A 15,378-nucleotide genomic window follows, 5' to 3' on the forward strand; every position below is an offset into this window, starting at 1 on the left:
AGCCTTTCCGCATTTCCCATAGGAGTCGAGCATCCTTTCGTTCCAATCAACTTATTCTTCAAAAAAATATTCATTAAAAAACGATTTAAATGTCCTTTACTTAGAACAAATTATTAAGACCTTTCTAATACATTAACAATTCTCTCTAATATTTCATTTTGCCTTTTAAGTTCTTCATTTCGAGTTTTAAATAATTTATAAAAGAAGTAGATTACGATTAGAATACATGCTGGAATTCCAATGTAAAACAGCATGACAAATAGCGGGAGTATGCTTAAAGTTGTATCCATTCATTTTCCACATCCTTTCTATTATATTGTAAACTATGTTCATCACTCTAAGCTTTATGTCTATTACTAACAGATGTAGGGTAAAAAGAGATATTCGATTAGAAAAAACAAAAAAGTCTTATCCTTTAAATGGACAAGACTTTCTTCTGAACACGTATTATTTGATTAATTTTGCTTCATTTTTTGTTTTTGATCTAAGAAATGATAAATTGCATGTGCTACTCCTGCTTCGTCGTTTGTTTTCGTAACATATGCACATTGGCTTTTCAGTTCATCTTTCGCATTCCCCATTGCTACTGGAAATCCTACTCGATTAAACATTGATACATCGTTAAAGCTATCACCGATCGCCATACTTTCTTTTAAATCTACACCAAGTATTGGTGCAAGCTTTAATAACGCCGCCCCCTTACTTACATTCGCTGCATTGATCTCAACATTATTGGAACTTGATGAAGTAACTAGTAAACCTTCTTCTTGCATAAGCTTCAAACGAATTCGACTAATAACTTCTTCATTTTTTGAAAGAAATAATATTTTGTATACATCAAGATTATTAAAATCTTCAATCGATGAGTAATTGCGAACTTTCCTTAAAGTAGCCGTTACTTTATGGGTTTTGCCAGTTTCCTTATCAGTAAAAAATTCATCATATAATGTATTTCTACACTTTGTAAATGATCCTTCATTCGTACTAATAATAAATGTTTTATTTTCTGCTTCACATAAAGCTAGTGCTTTTGCAAAAATTTCTTTATCCATCGTATCATTATGCAAAATTTTCGCTTCATAGTCATATATTTGTGATCCATTTAAGCAAACAATCGGACAAGATAGCCCCGCTTCATCTAATGTTTCTTTTGCACTCTCATACATTCTACCTGTAGAAATGACAACATGGATTCCTTCATTTTGTGCAGCTCGAATGCTCTCAATATTTTCTTTTGGTATCCCATTTTTACCGTTTACAAGCGTACCATCCATATCAATTGCAATTAATGCCATGCCGTTCTCTCCTTTTCTACTATTCTATTAGTATTAAACCGTTAAGTATTCACTAAATTCTTATTCATTCTTTTCTATTATAACGTAAAAAAAGACCTTCTGCATTTTAGAAGGTCTCAGACAATTGACAAACACTCGCTTTCTTCATGCTTTGAAAGACAAGTGTTTTAAAAAACAATAAATTTTAAACTTCCTTAAGCCTTTAGCTCAATGTCTATAATCTCTTTACCTATTAATCGTGCGCCTTGTTTTGCTACGACAATTCCACCTGTAGAAGTAAATACATTATTTGCTACAATTTTATCCATTACTTGATTGATTAATGTTGGATTTACTGGAATTGTTGGATTGTCTACTGTGAGAGTAACAACTTTTTCATTTTCATTTAAAAATTTTAATTCTAGCGTTTGAATCATATTACTTCGCTCCTTTTCTACAGATTCTTTAAAAGAATTCCGTTACTTAATACTTCTAGTTCTACTAATGGTAGTTCCTGAAGTGATGATAAGGCATTTCCAACATCGAATAGTTTCTCTAAATCAATCCCTACACGAATGTTTTTGTACGCCTTTTTCTTGATGATGATTTTTCCTTGTTCATCTTTTCCTGCATGTAACTTTACATACAATGTTAGTTGTTGAGTAGCAATTTGTGCCATGCTTCAACTCCCCCTTTCATTGTATATGTACAAAGAAAGGGATTCTTTTTCGTTAACAGCTAACTATTTTTTATGTTCCAATTTTCACATCCACAATATCGCTTAATACTAATTCCATATATCCAGCTTTTTCTTCATAGATCGATAGTCTATTTTGATGTAAATTGATTTTCCCTATTTTTCCTTTTACATTATGATGATAGTGATCTTTATAATAAGTAATTTGTACACTTTCATCTTCGTGAACAGCCTGCTGAAGATGACGGTTCATTTCCTCTAATAATTGTTCATCAACATCTCTTTGCTGCTCATAATTTTGCGATACTTTCCAGTCGCGAAGCATTTTCACATGTTCTGGTAACATCATTGATGTCCATTTAATCGTACCACGGTCACGAATCATCGATTTTCTCTCCTTTTCTTATTCAGTTTTGAGGGCCTGAGCTAGGTGCTTTACTTTTAACCTTTATGTCCACCTACTAGCTTGCTTCGTGCAAGTGCTGTTCCTCCTTCTGCATAAGAAACAGCCCATAAAAGTGCCGTCGATCCGTATTTTTTTCGAACTGCATCCATTACATATCCTAAATTACGTTTTTGAGGCTTTTTTTGATCAAACAAATTTAGTTGCATTAGTTCATCACTTACAATATTTGAAAGGGAAATAAGAATTTGCCGAACTGTTTTCCCTTCATAATATTGATCAAAAAGTTTCGTACAAATTTCATATAAGTCTGAAGTAATATTCGTTGGTTCATCCATTGTAAACGCATGAGAAAATCCTCCACCAAACTCTTCACGACTATAGCCAATTCCTAATGTAATTGTCCTTCCTGCTTTTTTGGCATTACGAGTTCGACGTGCAACCTCTTCACACATTTCTCGAATAACAAATTTAATTTCTTCTACTTTTGTATAATCTCTCATTAGTATCTGACTTTTACCAAAACTAATTTGTCCATTCATGATTGGAGCACCTAATTCAGACAGATCCACTCCCCATGCATGATGATACAGTTGATTTCCCATCACTCCGAATTTCTTTTCCAGCAAATGAAGGGGATATTTCGCCAGCTGTCCTACGGTAAAAATGCCCATTGTATTTAACGTTCGCTCAGTTCTTTTACCGATTCCCCACATTTCACTAAGAGGACTAACTTGCCAAAGTTTTTTCTCTACGTCTTCATAAGTCCACTCTGCAATCCCAGCTTTTTTTCCTTCTAAATCCAAGCAAAGCTTTGACAAAAGCATGTTAGGTCCTATTCCAATCGAACAAGGCAATTGAAATCGCGCCATGATTTCAGCACGAATCTTTTCAGCAATCTGCCATGCATCTCCCCATAGTCTTTTTACTCCGTCCACCTTTAAAAAACATTCGTCAACACTGTATACATGTAAGTCCTCTAGTGGTACAAATTCATTTAATAACTTAACGATGTTCGTTGAGATTTCTAAGTATTTTGCCATCGCAGGATTTACGATTTTTATGCGCGGATCCTTTGGAATTTCAAAAACTCTCGATCCTGTTTTAATCCCAAATTCTTTTTTTAGTCGCGGAGAAGCTGCAAGTACAATACTCCCTTCTCTCTCTACATCACCAACAACCGCTAAATAACACTCTAATGGATCCAAATCGAGCATGACCGCAGAACAACTTGCATAAAAGCTCTTCATATCAATGCATAATATACGATGATGTGGTAACTCTTCATAACAGATGCTCATACATATCACTCCGATTTTCCAAAAATTAGCAGAACTAATGTTCTTATTTTTATTATATACATATATTAAACGAATATACGTTCTATTTCAATAAAATTTTCACTATGAACAAGTTAAAATTTTGGATATACTTAAAGTAACTTAAGGGAGGAAAGATGAAGTGGATGGACAGTTTATAAAGCAAATGATTAAGCGAGCACTAATACAATATGGGGGAGAACACGAACAGTGGATTACGGCTGATATGCTAAATGAACTGTACGATCAAATCATTACCGAACAATTAAAAAATGACCGTTTATTACACGAACTGGTACAAGATATTGTTTACGAATATGTAACAAATTATGCCTGAGTTAAAGAACCTCGCCGATTGGTGAGCCATTAGGTGAAAATAGAGGCTATTTGTACTTATACTTAAAACTTAAAATTGGCAACTACGTCGAGTTTTCTACACCGCTGCCAATTTATACTTTCTTACTGTATAAAATAGAAAAACCCTAGAAAGAACAACTAGTTCTTTCTAGGGTTTTATGAATATGTAAATGATATTTCACCTGAAATTCCTTCTTCATCATCAAAACCTATTATAATCTCCATTGCATACGAAGAAAAACGATGAATCTCATCTAGGTAAAAACCAATTGCGTCAGAAATTTGTTGCTCCCCATACATAAAATTCTGATGATTGGCTACTACTTGGCAGCTTACCCCTTCATCTTCATTAAATTGAAATTCAATTTGTACGTTTTCTGGACGAATTTGTTCTAAATCGGCCACAAAGACACAAATCGCATTGGCAACATCTTGTTCATCAAAATAGATTTTCATCGCTCACCTCATAATGCTAATAATGGTTTCTACTATTTCCACGGAATATTTTTTTTATAAACCAAATGATAACAACTATTACTAAAATATCTAATAATAATCCCAAAAAAGAAAAGCCATAGTGTTGTCCACCGTAGTAGCCACCAAATGGATTTAACATCGAACCAAACAGAGCCCCAGCCCCAAATGCTCCAGCATAACCTAAAAAATTTCGCCCAGTATTTCTAGAAGAACGATAATTTGATCTAGGTGCAGTCGGTCGATAACTTCTGTTTGAACGATACGATCTCCTAAGTGCAAAATGAGAAGATGTTTGTTTACTAGAAACAATTGCTTTCGTACCTACTTTTATTGTTTGATTGCTATATGAATTACTGCTCGCACTTACCGAAAATGACAATGTTAGCATAAAAAACAAAACAGACATAAAAAGCAGAGAATTTATTTTTTTCAAAGTTGCCCCTTCTTTCATTATCACATCTTTCATAGTATGGTTAATTTCATTTAAAACATGTGATAATTACAGAATCTATAGCCACTTAATCCGTTGTTTTGTAAATAACTGATCCGCTAAAAGGTGCGAAAAATAGCCTACCGTACCAGCTAACCACAAGCCATTTGTATGGAGATCTGTTTGTAGTAAATAACAAATTCCACTCCAAATGGCTAAAAAATAAAGAGAATGCGTCGGACCACGATGCTTTAATCTTGATGAAACCGCTATAAATAATCCAACCGCAATGATTGACCAATTACCATAAAAAGCAAACCACCCTATAAATGCTATTAGCAAACCCGTTAACATTAAGATTGCTTTTAAATTCCGTAACCAACTAACGCAAATAATAAATAAAAGGAAGATGCTTATTCCATAAATCCACGATCCAGAATAAATTAACTTTCCTGTTTTTATAACAATAAATAATGTAACTGCTAAAAATAATAAGCTGAAAAGAATCTTTAGCGGCATTGAAACCTTTTTAGTTAATGAACCATTATGATGATCTAAATCAGGAGCCAAACTACTGATTGCACCAACAATAAGTGGAACGGTCATTGCATCATTGTTTGTTGCGTACATTGTGATACCAGTTGCGAATAATCCTACAATTACATGACTTTTTCCATCCAAAATGCTTACCTACCTTATCTTACATACTCATACTGATATTATAGTCGGATAAGGTAAGAATTCATATGAATAAGTTAACAAAAGATGGAAATAGGAAATAAAGAAAACTCACCGATTGGCGAGCATTTAGGCAAAGACAGAGGCTTAGTTTCACTTATACTTAATCCCTAATTGACAACTACGTCGAGTTTTCTACACTGCTACCAATTTATCCTTCTTAATGTATAAAGAATGATTTAAGTCCCTTATATTCATTGACGATTAGTCTTTTTTCTGACAAAATGAAGAAAGCTTAAGATTATAAAGAAACTCGGCATTGACGAGCCATTTAGGCGAAGCCAGAGACGTAGTTTCACTTACACTTTATTCCATGAATTAGCTATTTTGTGAATACTCAACATAGCTGCCGATTTACTTACGTAAAGTGTCATAAAATACTTTCGCAGTTTGCTTTGGGGGAAATTATGCAAGAAAAAGAAATGAGTGTCATTGACCATTTAGATGAGCTTCGAAATCGAATCATAAAAGTAATTGTTGCATTCGTATTTTTTTTAGGAATTGGATTGTATTATACAAAAGAAATTTTCCATTTTCTTGTACAAGACTTACATGGAAAACTGATAGCACTAGGTCCAAGTGATGTCCTTTGGGTTTATGTTATGATTGCTGGAGTTTTCGCGTTTGCGTGTAGTATCCCGGTCATTGCTTACCAAATTTGGGCATTTGTTAAGCCTGCATTGCAAGTAAAAGAACGAAAAACTACAATGCTTTACATACCAGCTTTATTCATATTGTTCGTTTGTGGATTAGCATTTGGTTATTATTTTATCTTTCCAAACGTATTGAAATTTTTACAAAGCATCGGGGAAGAATTAGTAACTGTTACCTTTACAGCTGAGCGCTATTTTAGCTTTTTATTTAACTTAGTAGTTCCGTTTGCATTTTTCTTTGATTTACCAGTTATCATCTTATTTTTAACTAGCATCGGAATTGTATCACCATCATTTTTAAGAAAATCTCGTCGATTTGCATATTTTATCCTTATTATTATCGGAACTGCAATTTCACCACCAGATTTTGTATCAGATATGATGACAAGCTTACCATTATTGGTTATATATGAACTTAGTATTTTTGTTTCATCAATTGCATATCGAAGACGCATGAATCGTTTACAGTATGAATCTGAATAAAAAATACAAAAAAAATGGACAGCATTTAAGCTTGTCCATTTTTTTTGACGAATCCTCATAATAAAATATGTGATGTATACAATGTAACTACTAAACCTGAAAAACTATAAATCAATGACGCTTTAATCGCAATTTTTCTTTGGAAATCCTTATGTAATTCATTTAATTCTAATCCAGCAACACGTAACCATTGATATTGCTGAAACGGAGTATAGCTTTGTTTTTTTGCGCTTTTCCAATAAAGGAAGATCGTCGTAGCGAATCCTACCATAATAGCAATATTACTAGCCGATGAATCCGAAAGAACACTAACAAGGAACGTCAAAATTAGTTGTACAATTAAAATAGCAAAAACATAAATGAACTTTTTCAACATGTTAATCCTCCTTATTTAAGCTTATATAAATTATAACAAAGATATATTTTTCAGAATAGTGAAAATTTTGTAGAAAACCTAGTCTTTTCGAACTAAAAAGCAGTTAAGGGGATTGTTAGAAGCATAATTTATGAAAAATTAAGGGCAATGGAAAAAGATTTTAAAGGTCTTTCAAAGCTACTTCTTCCACTTTTCGCAATTCCTCCCCCCTTACTCCCAAGGTCATACGTTCTATTTATTTGTTGGAAATACCGAACTTTTGTTCTATACTAACTCTATAGAAAAGATTCCCACGTTCATGAGAATCTACCAAGTGAATTATTTGTTATTATTTTGGAAATCTTCCTTTGATTTCGGAACGATGATGATTGTTTCCCCTTTTTTAGAGAACATATATTCATCACGTGCATAATTTGCGATGTAATCAGGATCATTTAATAATTTAATTTGTCTGTTTAAGTTATTTTTAGTTTTAGTCAACTTTTTTTGTTCTTCTTTCAAATTAGCAAGTTCATGTTCCTTTGCTGAAACCATTTGATTTTGACTAAATAAATAAATCCCAGATCCAACAAATAATGACAAATATAAAATTGCCAAAGTCAGCCTGTGGAATCGAATAGATTTTCTATTTTGAGTCTGCGGAAATTGATTACGAGAAGGCTTGTATATTTCTTCTCTTTGTGGACTATATAATTTTCGCGCTTCTGCCTTCACGTTAAAAACCTCCTTTAAAAATTTTATTCTATTCTAGTTTAACAAGTAATATCTTATTAGAAAAGAGAAAAAAGGTAAAATAAGTAAGAATTTGACTTTTTTACACTAAAACACAACTATTTTGTCGAGTTCTAACCATATATATAATCGGCAGAAAATAGAAATTTGTAAACATTTTTATTATTTTTTGAATATTTTAAATCTTTTCACTAAAATCGGTTGACGAATATTTCCCTATCATGTATATTAAATATAAATTAACTGAAAATTTAAACAGTTAAATTTAGTAATCATGTTATACACATCCCCCCAATCCCTATCACCCAATTAGATAGGGATCTTTTTATGTTTAAATTCCAAAGCCAACAAATTACCATTTTGGAGAAAGTTGGATTATAATACTCTTTATAGGAGGTTGAACAAATGCAAAAATTAAATGTCAGTGCAGTAGAAGATGCACTTCAGAACTTTATAAATCAAACAGTCTACTTACATTTAGAAACTACAAATGGTGCATATGCTAATCACTTTAATGAAAAAGTCATGACAGTAAATGCCTTTATACGAAATACAAAAGTAGTAATTAGTCGTGCTACAATCACTGGAAAATATCCTTACCGAGTTGGTTTAAAACTTGAAGAAGGCTGGGTTGTTGCTGAAGGATTAACTGATTTTGAAGTTGATGATCAAAATCGCCTCCTACTAGCAGGTCATAATGAAGATGGAAAACTTGCCATTGCAATCCATTTAAGCCATACACCATTTTAAGAGAGGAGCACTAAAAATGAATCAAAAACAAGATAAAGTATTACTTGTGTTCCCTCACCCTGATGATGAAGCTTTTGGGGCTGCTGGAACAATTTCTAAATTTACTAACCAAGGAGTTCCAGTTACATACGCTTGTTTAACATTAGGTGAAATGGGACGTAATATGGGGAATCCATTTTTCGCTACAAGAGAATCACTTCCTTCAATTCGAAAAAACGAATTGATAGACGCTTGCAAAGAAATGGGCATTCAAGATTTAAGAATGTTAGGATTCCACGATAAAACAATCGAATTTGAGGATCCAGAAGAAGTGATTGGTTCAATCAAAGCGATTATCGATGAGATACAACCAACATTATTAATTACTTTTTATCCAGAACACGGTGTTCACCCTGATCATGATGCAACAGCTAGGGCTGCAGTTGAAGCAGTTCGCCGAATGGATCAGGACGCTCGCCCTACAGTTTGGTGTATTGCAATTACAAAAGAACGCTTTGACGTATTAGGAAAACCAGATATCGTAAATGATATCATGGATGTCGCTAATCAAAAGCTAAGAACAATGAAAGCACATCGCTCTCAAACAGAGTCAATGCTAAAGGATATTGCAAAAATTGAAAAATTTGAGGATATACCTGATGATCGATTAAAATCATTTTTTGCGAAAGAATCATTCTATACTTATCACTTTGAATAAGAAGGTAAATAACTACTATTTGTGGAAAGGAAAAGAGATAAAATTTATCTGGAGGTAACGAAATGTTAAAAATGAACTATTTAATTTTATATGTTTCTAATCTAGAAAAGTCTCTTTCTTTCTACACGGAAATACTCGGTCTTCCCATTCGTGGGAATCATGGTACTTACGTAGAATTAGATACTGGTCAAACCGTCCTAGCAATGATTGAGCGTGGCAATGTAAAGGAACTTACAGGATTAAACTATAAAAGTTCAATGGAATCTTCACAAACATTCGAAATCGGTTTTGTAACGGATAATGTTCACACTACAATAGAAGATTTAAGAACAAAAGGTGTAAAAATCATAAAAGAACCTATTACAAAACCATGGGGTCAAACAGTAGCATATGTGGCTGATCCAGATGGTCATTATATTGAAATCTGTAGTTCAATGGATGAATAGTTCGAAAAAAAAATCCATCTCTATTAAAAGAGATGGATTTTTTTTATTACACGAAATTTCTCGTAGTACTATTGCGACTGAATTTATAAATCGCAATTAAGAAAAATGTGACTGCAAATACTAGAAGAATTAATATATTTAAATATAAGCTTCCTAAACTACTTCCTTGTTGTAATTTTATTAATGTCTCTAATGTCCATCTTTGAGGAAGAAAATCAGCAATTCTTTGCACTGATGAAGGCATTATTTCAACTGGCCAAAAGCAGCCAGAAATCATTACAGTAGGTACGATAATTAAATTTTGTAACGCACCAGATGATTTTGAACTATTAGAGAACGCAATAATCATTAACGAAATACCAACTGATACTAAAGCAAATAACATCATAACAATTGCTGCTTCCCAAAACGGTATTTGAATATCAATATGGAATACTTCTGTCATAAAGAAGAGCGTAAGAATTACTTGAATCGTCATAACGATCATATTCACTACAATATTTGAGAAAATATATTTTCTAGCATTAATAGGTGTTGATAAAAGTCTGTAGTAAATTCTGTTTTCTTTTTCCTTTAAAATTATTTCTGACAGATTACCAGCAGACATTAACATAATCATAATCAAAAATCCTAAACTATATGTGGTCATATTTTCAGATTTAGAAGAATCTGAGAGAGTTTTAGTTTCTACCTTGAAACTTGCATTTTGATAGTTGGAATACATTTGATTAAATTTAGTTTGGTCTGTTTTTGCTACTTTACTAATTGCCGCTATATTATCAATATAATTGTACAAATAAGATTTTACAAAGCTTGTAATTTGAGCTCCCTTTATCGAGGAGATTTGGATATTGCCTGGATTACCGGATCTAACACGATCTGTAAAACCATCATGGAACGAAATGACACAATCAAGTGAACCTGAGGCAATTTTATCCTTAACATCGGTATTTTTTATTTTTATGATACGAACGTTGTCTAAGTGTTCTAAAAACTTAATCGTATCATTCGCAATATATTGATGATCTTCATTGACAATACCAACATGCACAACTGTTTTACTCGAACCACCATAAGCTAAAAATGAAATAACAATACCGATTAAGGGAACAAAAATATACATAATAATATTTTTCTTATTTTTAAAAGTTGCTCTTAACGTATTCGAAATTAGCCAAAAAATCGTCTGCATCCTACAGCCCCTCCCTTCTTTGTAGAGAAATAGATGCTACTAATAAAAATACTAAAGATAAACCTAGATTAAAAATAAATGCAGGAAATGCCGCTGATAAATCATTCGCATAAATAATTTTTGTAATGGCAGTATTTGACCATGTAAGTGGTGATAACTGTGTGATGAATTTTAAAATTCCACTAGTATCTCCAAGTTTAAAATAAGCTCCACCGAAAAATGATGATAATTGCACAACAATCATGATGATTACTCTAACTGATGCATTTGATTTCGTTAGATAACTTACAACTAATCCTAAACTAATAGACAATAAAACTTCTGTTAATAAAACAATAAACACTAACCAAAGATTGCTACCCCAGTTTGCTTTAAAAAAGAATTTACTAAAGTAGACAATGGCAATAATACAAAGAAAATTAGCAACGATACTTCCAAGTATTTTCCCTATAAAAATCTCAAGTTTGGAAATCGGGGCTATAATTAACCGATCAGCTGTTTTTCTAATTCTTTCACCAGATATCAATTTACTAGAAGACATAGCTGCATATAAAGCAATCATCGTTGTCATTGCAATCGCGTAATAATCCATCGACCCTGGCTGTTTGTTTGAAGAAATCGATGTGTCCTTTATATAATCATCATGTGAACTTGCTAAAAAGACTTCTTTCACTTGACTAGGAGCAATTTTTGCAACTTCAGACGAAACATTGTATTTATCAACAAAAGATGATAACATCCCTTGTATCACACTACCTTCAACACTGTTCCCCTCATTTATATAAAGTTTGATTCCACTATCTTCAATCATAATATACCCATCATAGTGATTTCGTTTTACTTCATTTTGACCGTTCGTACTGCTAGCAGCCTTTTTAAAATGAATGCCTGACTTCTTTGTTCCTTTAATAAATTCCTGAAAATACTTTGAAAACTCCCCTGTAGTCGAAGTATCTTTATATAAAACGTCAACATTTTTAATTGGGATTGCTGTTGTAAAAGCGTTTGATAGCGCCGTACCTAAGACAAGCATTAAAACAATAGGAAATGCTAACATGAATAATAGATGCCTTACATCTCGAAAATCGCGCTTAATTTCCATGAAAGCAATATTAAAAATATTCAAGATAATTGCCTCCTTATTAAATGATTTTTCATAAAATTAATCACGCAAATTTCGACCTGTTAATGTAAGGAAAACAGTTTCTAAGTTAGGAGCATTTTCCTGTAATGAACTGATTTCTATCTCACTATTAATAAAATGTTGAATGATTTTATTTAAATTATTAACACCGTTATCTGAAGTAATTGTAATGACATTCTCTAACATATGAACTCCCTCTACCCCGTTAATCGACTTAAGTTCATTTAAATCGATCTTTTCAGTTGTCTTTACTTCAATACGAATATCCCTTGTATTTGTAATAATCGATGTAAGCTGCTCTTTCGTTCCCTCAGCAATAATTTTTCCATGGTCAATAATTGAAATACGTGAACAGATTTCCTCAACCTCTTCCATATAATGACTCGTGTAAATGATTGTACAACCCATTTCATTTAGCTTACGTACACTGTTTAGAATATAGTTACGTGAATGAGGGTCAATTCCAACAGTTGGCTCATCCATAATAATTAATTTCGGACGGTGTGCAATGGCACAAGCAATATTTAATCTCCTTTTCATACCACCAGAAAAATTCTTAGGATATTCCTTATACTTATCTTCAAGCCCTACAAATTGTAATGCTTCTTCAACTCTTTCATTTAATTCCGAACCTCTTAATCCATATAATCCAGCAAAAAATCGAACATTTTCATATGCAGTTAAATCTTCATAAATCGCTAAATCTTGTGGAACCATTCCAATATTCATTTTGGCAAATTTACTATGTTTCTTACTGTTTTTCCCTAAAATCTCAACAGTTCCTTGATTGCTTCGTAACAATCCAGAAATGATATTAATTGTCGTACTTTTTCCAGCTCCATTCGCTCCTAGGAAACCAAAAATTTCTCCTTCTTCAATTGCTAAGGACATATTATCTACGGCAATAAAATCACCAAATTTTTTCGTTAAATTTTTAATCTCTAAAACTTTCATCCTCTCACCTCTTTAGCTAACTTATGATGCTATTATAATCAAAAGGGTGAACTAATATCAGTGTATTAGTTCACCCTTTTCACATGAAAAAATTCATATTTTTTTATAGGAGAAATCATTATGCCTTTATAAAAATTTCATATTGTTCATGAAATTATTGGATAGGAAGTAAAGTCGTTACAGAAAAACCGCCATTGCCATCTACAATTATTTTCCCATTAATCGATGCAGTTCTCTCTTCCATTCCGATGATCCCTAAGCCTTTTTTAATTTTCACTTTCCCCTTACCGTTATCTTTAACATTTGCTTTAATCATTTTATTCATTACATAAATTTCAATCGAAACCTCTGATGCACTTGCATATTTCATCGTATTTGTTAAGGCCTCAACGATATTTTCTTGAATTACTTTCCATTGGATTGGTGTAATGAGATCGAGATTTCCTTTGTAAACAAACAAGGTTTTTAAATCGTTTTTTGATGAAAACTCATCTATGAATAATTTCATCTGATGAATCCCCATTTGTTCAGTAGGAGGCTTCATATTTTTTAAGGTGATTCTTATATTTTCAATACCATCTTTTGAAATATTGATCGCATTTTGAAGTAACTCTAACGCCTTTTCTTGATTTGTAGCAATTAGATGTTTAGCTGCTTCCATTTGAAACAAAGCACCAGTCATCGAATGACCAATTTTATCATGTATTTCTTGAGAAATTCGATTTCGCTCTTCAAGTTTAAAAGTGTATTCAGACTGCTCAATGAATTCATTATGGTCATTCAATTTTTTAGTAAGCTTTTGAATTGCACTTCTCATTTGATCAATTTGATCTTCTTTGAACTGTAATCTAGTATTGTACAAATTAACAATCGAGAAAACGATAAAACTAATTACTGTAATTAAACCATAAATCGGTTGCAATGAATGATGTATGTAGAAAATTGGGATTAACGCAAAAATACAACCAATTAATTGATTAAAAGTAAAAAAAGAAACGAGCTCAAGAATAGATAAAGGTAGTAATAAAATAAATAATGGCTGAATGTTAAAATTGGAATAAACAATTAAACAAATAGATAAAAATAGTAAAATTTTAAAGAAGGATGGCTTTTTTATTAAATAAAGGCTAATATTTAAACAAAAATAAACAAGTAGTGCAAAAAGTACCCAAGAGAAATTAGGAATTTCTTTACGAATACAAATTAAAGCAATATATAAGATAACAGTGAGCTTATTTAAAATAATCCAACGCTCCATATCTAACTCCTTCGCGTTAGTCTACTTTCCCAGTAATATAGAAAATAGCAATTTGTGTTCGATGTTCAAGCCCAGTTTTTCCGAGAATTGAAGTGATATAATTTGCAACCGTTCCTTCTGAAATGTAAATTTGCTTAGAAATTTCCTTATTTGAAAATCCTTTTGCAATTAAAGCCATTACATCTAGCTCTCTTTGTGTAAACAAACTTGTATCAATTTTCGTTTCAGTTGAATTAACATTACTCGTTAAATTGGTTCTAATTTTATCAAGTACTAAATCTTGCATGACCGTATTACCATGGTAAACACTTTTTATCGCTTCTCGAATTCTCTCTGGATCATTATTTTTCAACAAATATCCTTTTGCACCATTTTTTACAGCATCAATTATGTATTCATCATCATCAAAAGTCGTCAAAATAAGTGGCTTCGTCTCAGTTTGTTCAGAAATAAGCTTTGTTGCTTCTACACCATTCATATTCGGCATTCGCACATCTAAAAGAGCAACATCCACTTGATTATTTTGGCAATATTTGAATGCCTCTTGCCCGTCATTAACTGTTTCTAGCACTTCAAACTCTTCATAGGAAGTCAATATTATTTTAAGACCTTCCCTAATAAATGAATTATCATCAGCAATAATTAGTTTTATTTTCATTCGAAATGAGGTAGAAAAATTCTTCCTCCGCTTCACATCCTTATCCCACAAATTATATTTCCATTATATACCTATTTAATCGGGATCTACTTCATTATTTTCAAAATAAGTATAATTAAACTTTAAACAAATTCATATTAACTTTTCACATTTGTGATATGATTCACATTTTATTCAATTATCGAAGTAAAATATTTTTAAAATTTTTGTAAAATCAAATTAAGAGCTCTGTTAAATTTTACTAAAAATATTGATCAACAATCTTAATTGTTAATTTTTCTGTCTGCCTATGTTTTTCAGAATAAAAATAAGTGTTAATCTTAGACATTTACAAGTCTGA

At 32.1% G+C, this 15,378-nt stretch carries 21 protein-coding genes; 5 read left to right on the forward strand and 16 right to left on the reverse strand.

Translation table 11 applies throughout. The features are described from left to right. Positions 1 to 113: 113 nt before the first annotated feature. The 6 genes from B7R67_RS22195 to B7R67_RS14465 form a co-directional block, all read right to left on the reverse strand. Positions 114 to 290, reverse strand: a complete 177-nt coding sequence (locus B7R67_RS22195; protein WP_158095116.1) for a hypothetical protein — start codon at positions 288 to 290, stop codon at positions 114 to 116. Positions 291 to 455: 165 nt separating this feature from the next. Further along, positions 456 to 1,295 carry a Cof-type HAD-IIB family hydrolase gene (locus B7R67_RS14445; RefSeq protein WP_088071581.1) on the reverse strand — a complete coding sequence of 280 codons (840 nt, stop codon included), beginning with the start codon at positions 1,293 to 1,295 and terminating at the stop codon, positions 456 to 458. Between the two features lie 194 nt (positions 1,296 to 1,489). Beyond that, positions 1,490 to 1,711, reverse strand: a complete 222-nt coding sequence (locus tag B7R67_RS14450; RefSeq protein WP_088071583.1) for a DUF2922 domain-containing protein — start codon at positions 1,709 to 1,711, stop codon at positions 1,490 to 1,492. A gap of 17 nt (positions 1,712 to 1,728) precedes the next feature. Beyond that, a complete protein-coding gene (locus B7R67_RS14455) occupies positions 1,729 to 1,953 on the reverse strand; it encodes a DUF1659 domain-containing protein (RefSeq protein WP_088071585.1) in 225 nt (74 codons plus the stop codon). 70 nt (positions 1,954 to 2,023) lie between these two features. Then, a complete protein-coding gene (locus B7R67_RS14460) occupies positions 2,024 to 2,356 on the reverse strand; it encodes a YolD-like family protein (protein WP_088071587.1) in 333 nt (110 codons plus the stop codon). Between the two features lie 56 nt (positions 2,357 to 2,412). Next, complete coding sequence (locus tag B7R67_RS14465; protein ID WP_088071589.1) at positions 2,413 to 3,675, reverse strand: Y-family DNA polymerase; 1,263 nt, start codon at positions 3,673 to 3,675, stop codon at positions 2,413 to 2,415. A 160-nt stretch (positions 3,676 to 3,835) separates the two neighbouring features. On the opposite strand from B7R67_RS14465, the gene B7R67_RS14470 reads away from it, so the two are divergent. Continuing rightward, complete coding sequence (locus B7R67_RS14470) at positions 3,836 to 4,030, forward strand: YqzH family protein (protein ID WP_088071591.1); 195 nt, start codon at positions 3,836 to 3,838, stop codon at positions 4,028 to 4,030. Between the two features lie 176 nt (positions 4,031 to 4,206). Here the strand turns inward: B7R67_RS14470 and B7R67_RS14475 are convergent, their stop codons facing one another. From B7R67_RS14475 to B7R67_RS14485, 3 genes are all read right to left on the reverse strand, one after another. Continuing rightward, positions 4,207 to 4,506 (reverse strand): DUF2653 family protein, encoded by a 300-nt coding sequence (locus B7R67_RS14475; protein WP_088071593.1) that lies wholly within the window; start codon positions 4,504 to 4,506, stop codon positions 4,207 to 4,209. Positions 4,507 to 4,522: 16 nt separating this feature from the next. Beyond that, on the reverse strand, positions 4,523 to 4,960 hold the full coding sequence (locus tag B7R67_RS14480) for a hypothetical protein (RefSeq protein WP_142289570.1): 438 nt from the start codon (positions 4,958 to 4,960) through the stop codon (positions 4,523 to 4,525). A 75-nt stretch (positions 4,961 to 5,035) separates the two neighbouring features. Then, the gene (locus B7R67_RS14485) at positions 5,036 to 5,638 is read right to left on the reverse strand and encodes a metal-dependent hydrolase (RefSeq protein WP_158095117.1); all 603 of its coding nucleotides are present in this window, start codon (positions 5,636 to 5,638) and stop codon (positions 5,036 to 5,038) included. 464 nt (positions 5,639 to 6,102) lie between these two features. On the opposite strand from B7R67_RS14485, the gene tatC reads away from it, so the two are divergent. After that, positions 6,103 to 6,831, forward strand: a complete 729-nt coding sequence (gene tatC / locus B7R67_RS14490; protein WP_088071599.1) for a twin-arginine translocase subunit TatC — start codon at positions 6,103 to 6,105, stop codon at positions 6,829 to 6,831. Positions 6,832 to 6,886: 55 nt separating this feature from the next. On the opposite strand, the gene B7R67_RS14495 is transcribed toward tatC, so the two are convergent. Together B7R67_RS14495 and B7R67_RS14500 are read right to left on the reverse strand one after the other, a co-directional pair. Then, on the reverse strand, positions 6,887 to 7,204 hold the full coding sequence (locus B7R67_RS14495) for a hypothetical protein (protein ID WP_158095118.1): 318 nt from the start codon (positions 7,202 to 7,204) through the stop codon (positions 6,887 to 6,889). A gap of 321 nt (positions 7,205 to 7,525) precedes the next feature. Continuing rightward, a complete protein-coding gene (locus tag B7R67_RS14500; RefSeq protein ID WP_158095119.1) occupies positions 7,526 to 7,921 on the reverse strand; it encodes an FtsB family cell division protein in 396 nt (131 codons plus the stop codon). A gap of 423 nt (positions 7,922 to 8,344) precedes the next feature. On the opposite strand from B7R67_RS14500, the gene B7R67_RS14505 reads away from it, so the two are divergent. The 3 genes from B7R67_RS14505 to B7R67_RS14515 all read left to right on the forward strand — a co-directional run bounded on the left by B7R67_RS14505 (position 8,345) and on the right by B7R67_RS14515 (position 9,832). Then, a complete protein-coding gene (locus tag B7R67_RS14505) occupies positions 8,345 to 8,689 on the forward strand; it encodes a YojF family protein (protein WP_088071604.1) in 345 nt (114 codons plus the stop codon). A 16-nt stretch (positions 8,690 to 8,705) separates the two neighbouring features. After that, on the forward strand, positions 8,706 to 9,386 hold the full coding sequence (gene bshB2 / locus B7R67_RS14510) for a bacillithiol biosynthesis deacetylase BshB2 (protein WP_088071606.1): 681 nt from the start codon (positions 8,706 to 8,708) through the stop codon (positions 9,384 to 9,386). A 62-nt stretch (positions 9,387 to 9,448) separates the two neighbouring features. Further along, on the forward strand, positions 9,449 to 9,832 hold the full coding sequence (locus B7R67_RS14515) for a VOC family protein (protein WP_088071608.1): 384 nt from the start codon (positions 9,449 to 9,451) through the stop codon (positions 9,830 to 9,832). A gap of 46 nt (positions 9,833 to 9,878) precedes the next feature. Here B7R67_RS14515 and B7R67_RS14520 read toward each other — a convergent pair whose 3' ends face one another. The 5 genes from B7R67_RS14520 to B7R67_RS14540 form a co-directional block, all read right to left on the reverse strand. Next, positions 9,879 to 11,024, reverse strand: a complete 1,146-nt coding sequence (locus tag B7R67_RS14520; RefSeq protein ID WP_088071609.1) for an ABC transporter permease — start codon at positions 11,022 to 11,024, stop codon at positions 9,879 to 9,881. A 1-nt stretch (position 11,025) separates the two neighbouring features. Next, positions 11,026 to 12,150, reverse strand: coding sequence for an ABC transporter permease (locus tag B7R67_RS14525; RefSeq protein WP_088071611.1), 1,125 nt, complete (start codon positions 12,148 to 12,150; stop codon positions 11,026 to 11,028). Between the two features lie 36 nt (positions 12,151 to 12,186). Next, positions 12,187 to 13,122 carry an ABC transporter ATP-binding protein gene (locus B7R67_RS14530; protein ID WP_088071612.1) on the reverse strand — a complete coding sequence of 312 codons (936 nt, stop codon included), beginning with the start codon at positions 13,120 to 13,122 and terminating at the stop codon, positions 12,187 to 12,189. A 154-nt stretch (positions 13,123 to 13,276) separates the two neighbouring features. After that, positions 13,277 to 14,380: a sensor histidine kinase gene (locus B7R67_RS14535; protein ID WP_088071614.1), complete on the reverse strand. Its 1,104-nt coding sequence runs from the start codon at positions 14,378 to 14,380 to the stop codon at positions 13,277 to 13,279. Between the two features lie 16 nt (positions 14,381 to 14,396). Next, complete coding sequence (locus B7R67_RS14540; protein WP_088071616.1) at positions 14,397 to 15,038, reverse strand: response regulator transcription factor; 642 nt, start codon at positions 15,036 to 15,038, stop codon at positions 14,397 to 14,399. Positions 15,039 to 15,378: the final 340 nt, after the last annotated feature.

Origin of the sequence: Gottfriedia luciferensis (assembly GCF_002156865.1) — a bacterium.
Taxonomy (GTDB): Bacteria; Bacillota; Bacilli; order Bacillales; family Bacillaceae_G; genus Gottfriedia; species Gottfriedia luciferensis.

Coding starts and splice junctions, on each gene's coding strand:
- B7R67_RS14520 (WP_088071609.1), bottom strand. CDS start 11,024: ATGCAGACGATTTTTTGGCTAATTTCGAATACGTTAAGAGCAACTTTT.
- bshB2 (WP_088071606.1), top strand. CDS start 8,706: ATGAATCAAAAACAAGATAAAGTATTACTTGTGTTCCCTCACCCTGAT.
- B7R67_RS14535 (WP_088071614.1), bottom strand. CDS start 14,380: ATGGAGCGTTGGATTATTTTAAATAAGCTCACTGTTATCTTATATATT.
- B7R67_RS14540 (WP_088071616.1), bottom strand. CDS start 15,038: ATGAAAATAAAACTAATTATTGCTGATGATAATTCATTTATTAGGGAA.
- B7R67_RS14460 (WP_088071587.1), bottom strand. CDS start 2,356: ATGATTCGTGACCGTGGTACGATTAAATGGACATCAATGATGTTACCA.
- tatC (WP_088071599.1), top strand. CDS start 6,103: ATGCAAGAAAAAGAAATGAGTGTCATTGACCATTTAGATGAGCTTCGA.
- B7R67_RS14450 (WP_088071583.1), bottom strand. CDS start 1,711: ATGATTCAAACGCTAGAATTAAAATTTTTAAATGAAAATGAAAAAGTT.
- B7R67_RS14465 (WP_088071589.1), bottom strand. CDS start 3,675: ATGAGCATCTGTTATGAAGAGTTACCACATCATCGTATATTATGCATT.
- B7R67_RS14505 (WP_088071604.1), top strand. CDS start 8,345: ATGCAAAAATTAAATGTCAGTGCAGTAGAAGATGCACTTCAGAACTTT.
- B7R67_RS14530 (WP_088071612.1), bottom strand. CDS start 13,122: ATGAAAGTTTTAGAGATTAAAAATTTAACGAAAAAATTTGGTGATTTT.
- B7R67_RS22195 (WP_158095116.1), bottom strand. CDS start 290: ATGGATACAACTTTAAGCATACTCCCGCTATTTGTCATGCTGTTTTAC.
- B7R67_RS14515 (WP_088071608.1), top strand. CDS start 9,449: ATGTTAAAAATGAACTATTTAATTTTATATGTTTCTAATCTAGAAAAG.
- B7R67_RS14445 (WP_088071581.1), bottom strand. CDS start 1,295: ATGGCATTAATTGCAATTGATATGGATGGTACGCTTGTAAACGGTAAA.
- B7R67_RS14475 (WP_088071593.1), bottom strand. CDS start 4,506: ATGAAAATCTATTTTGATGAACAAGATGTTGCCAATGCGATTTGTGTC.
- B7R67_RS14455 (WP_088071585.1), bottom strand. CDS start 1,953: ATGGCACAAATTGCTACTCAACAACTAACATTGTATGTAAAGTTACAT.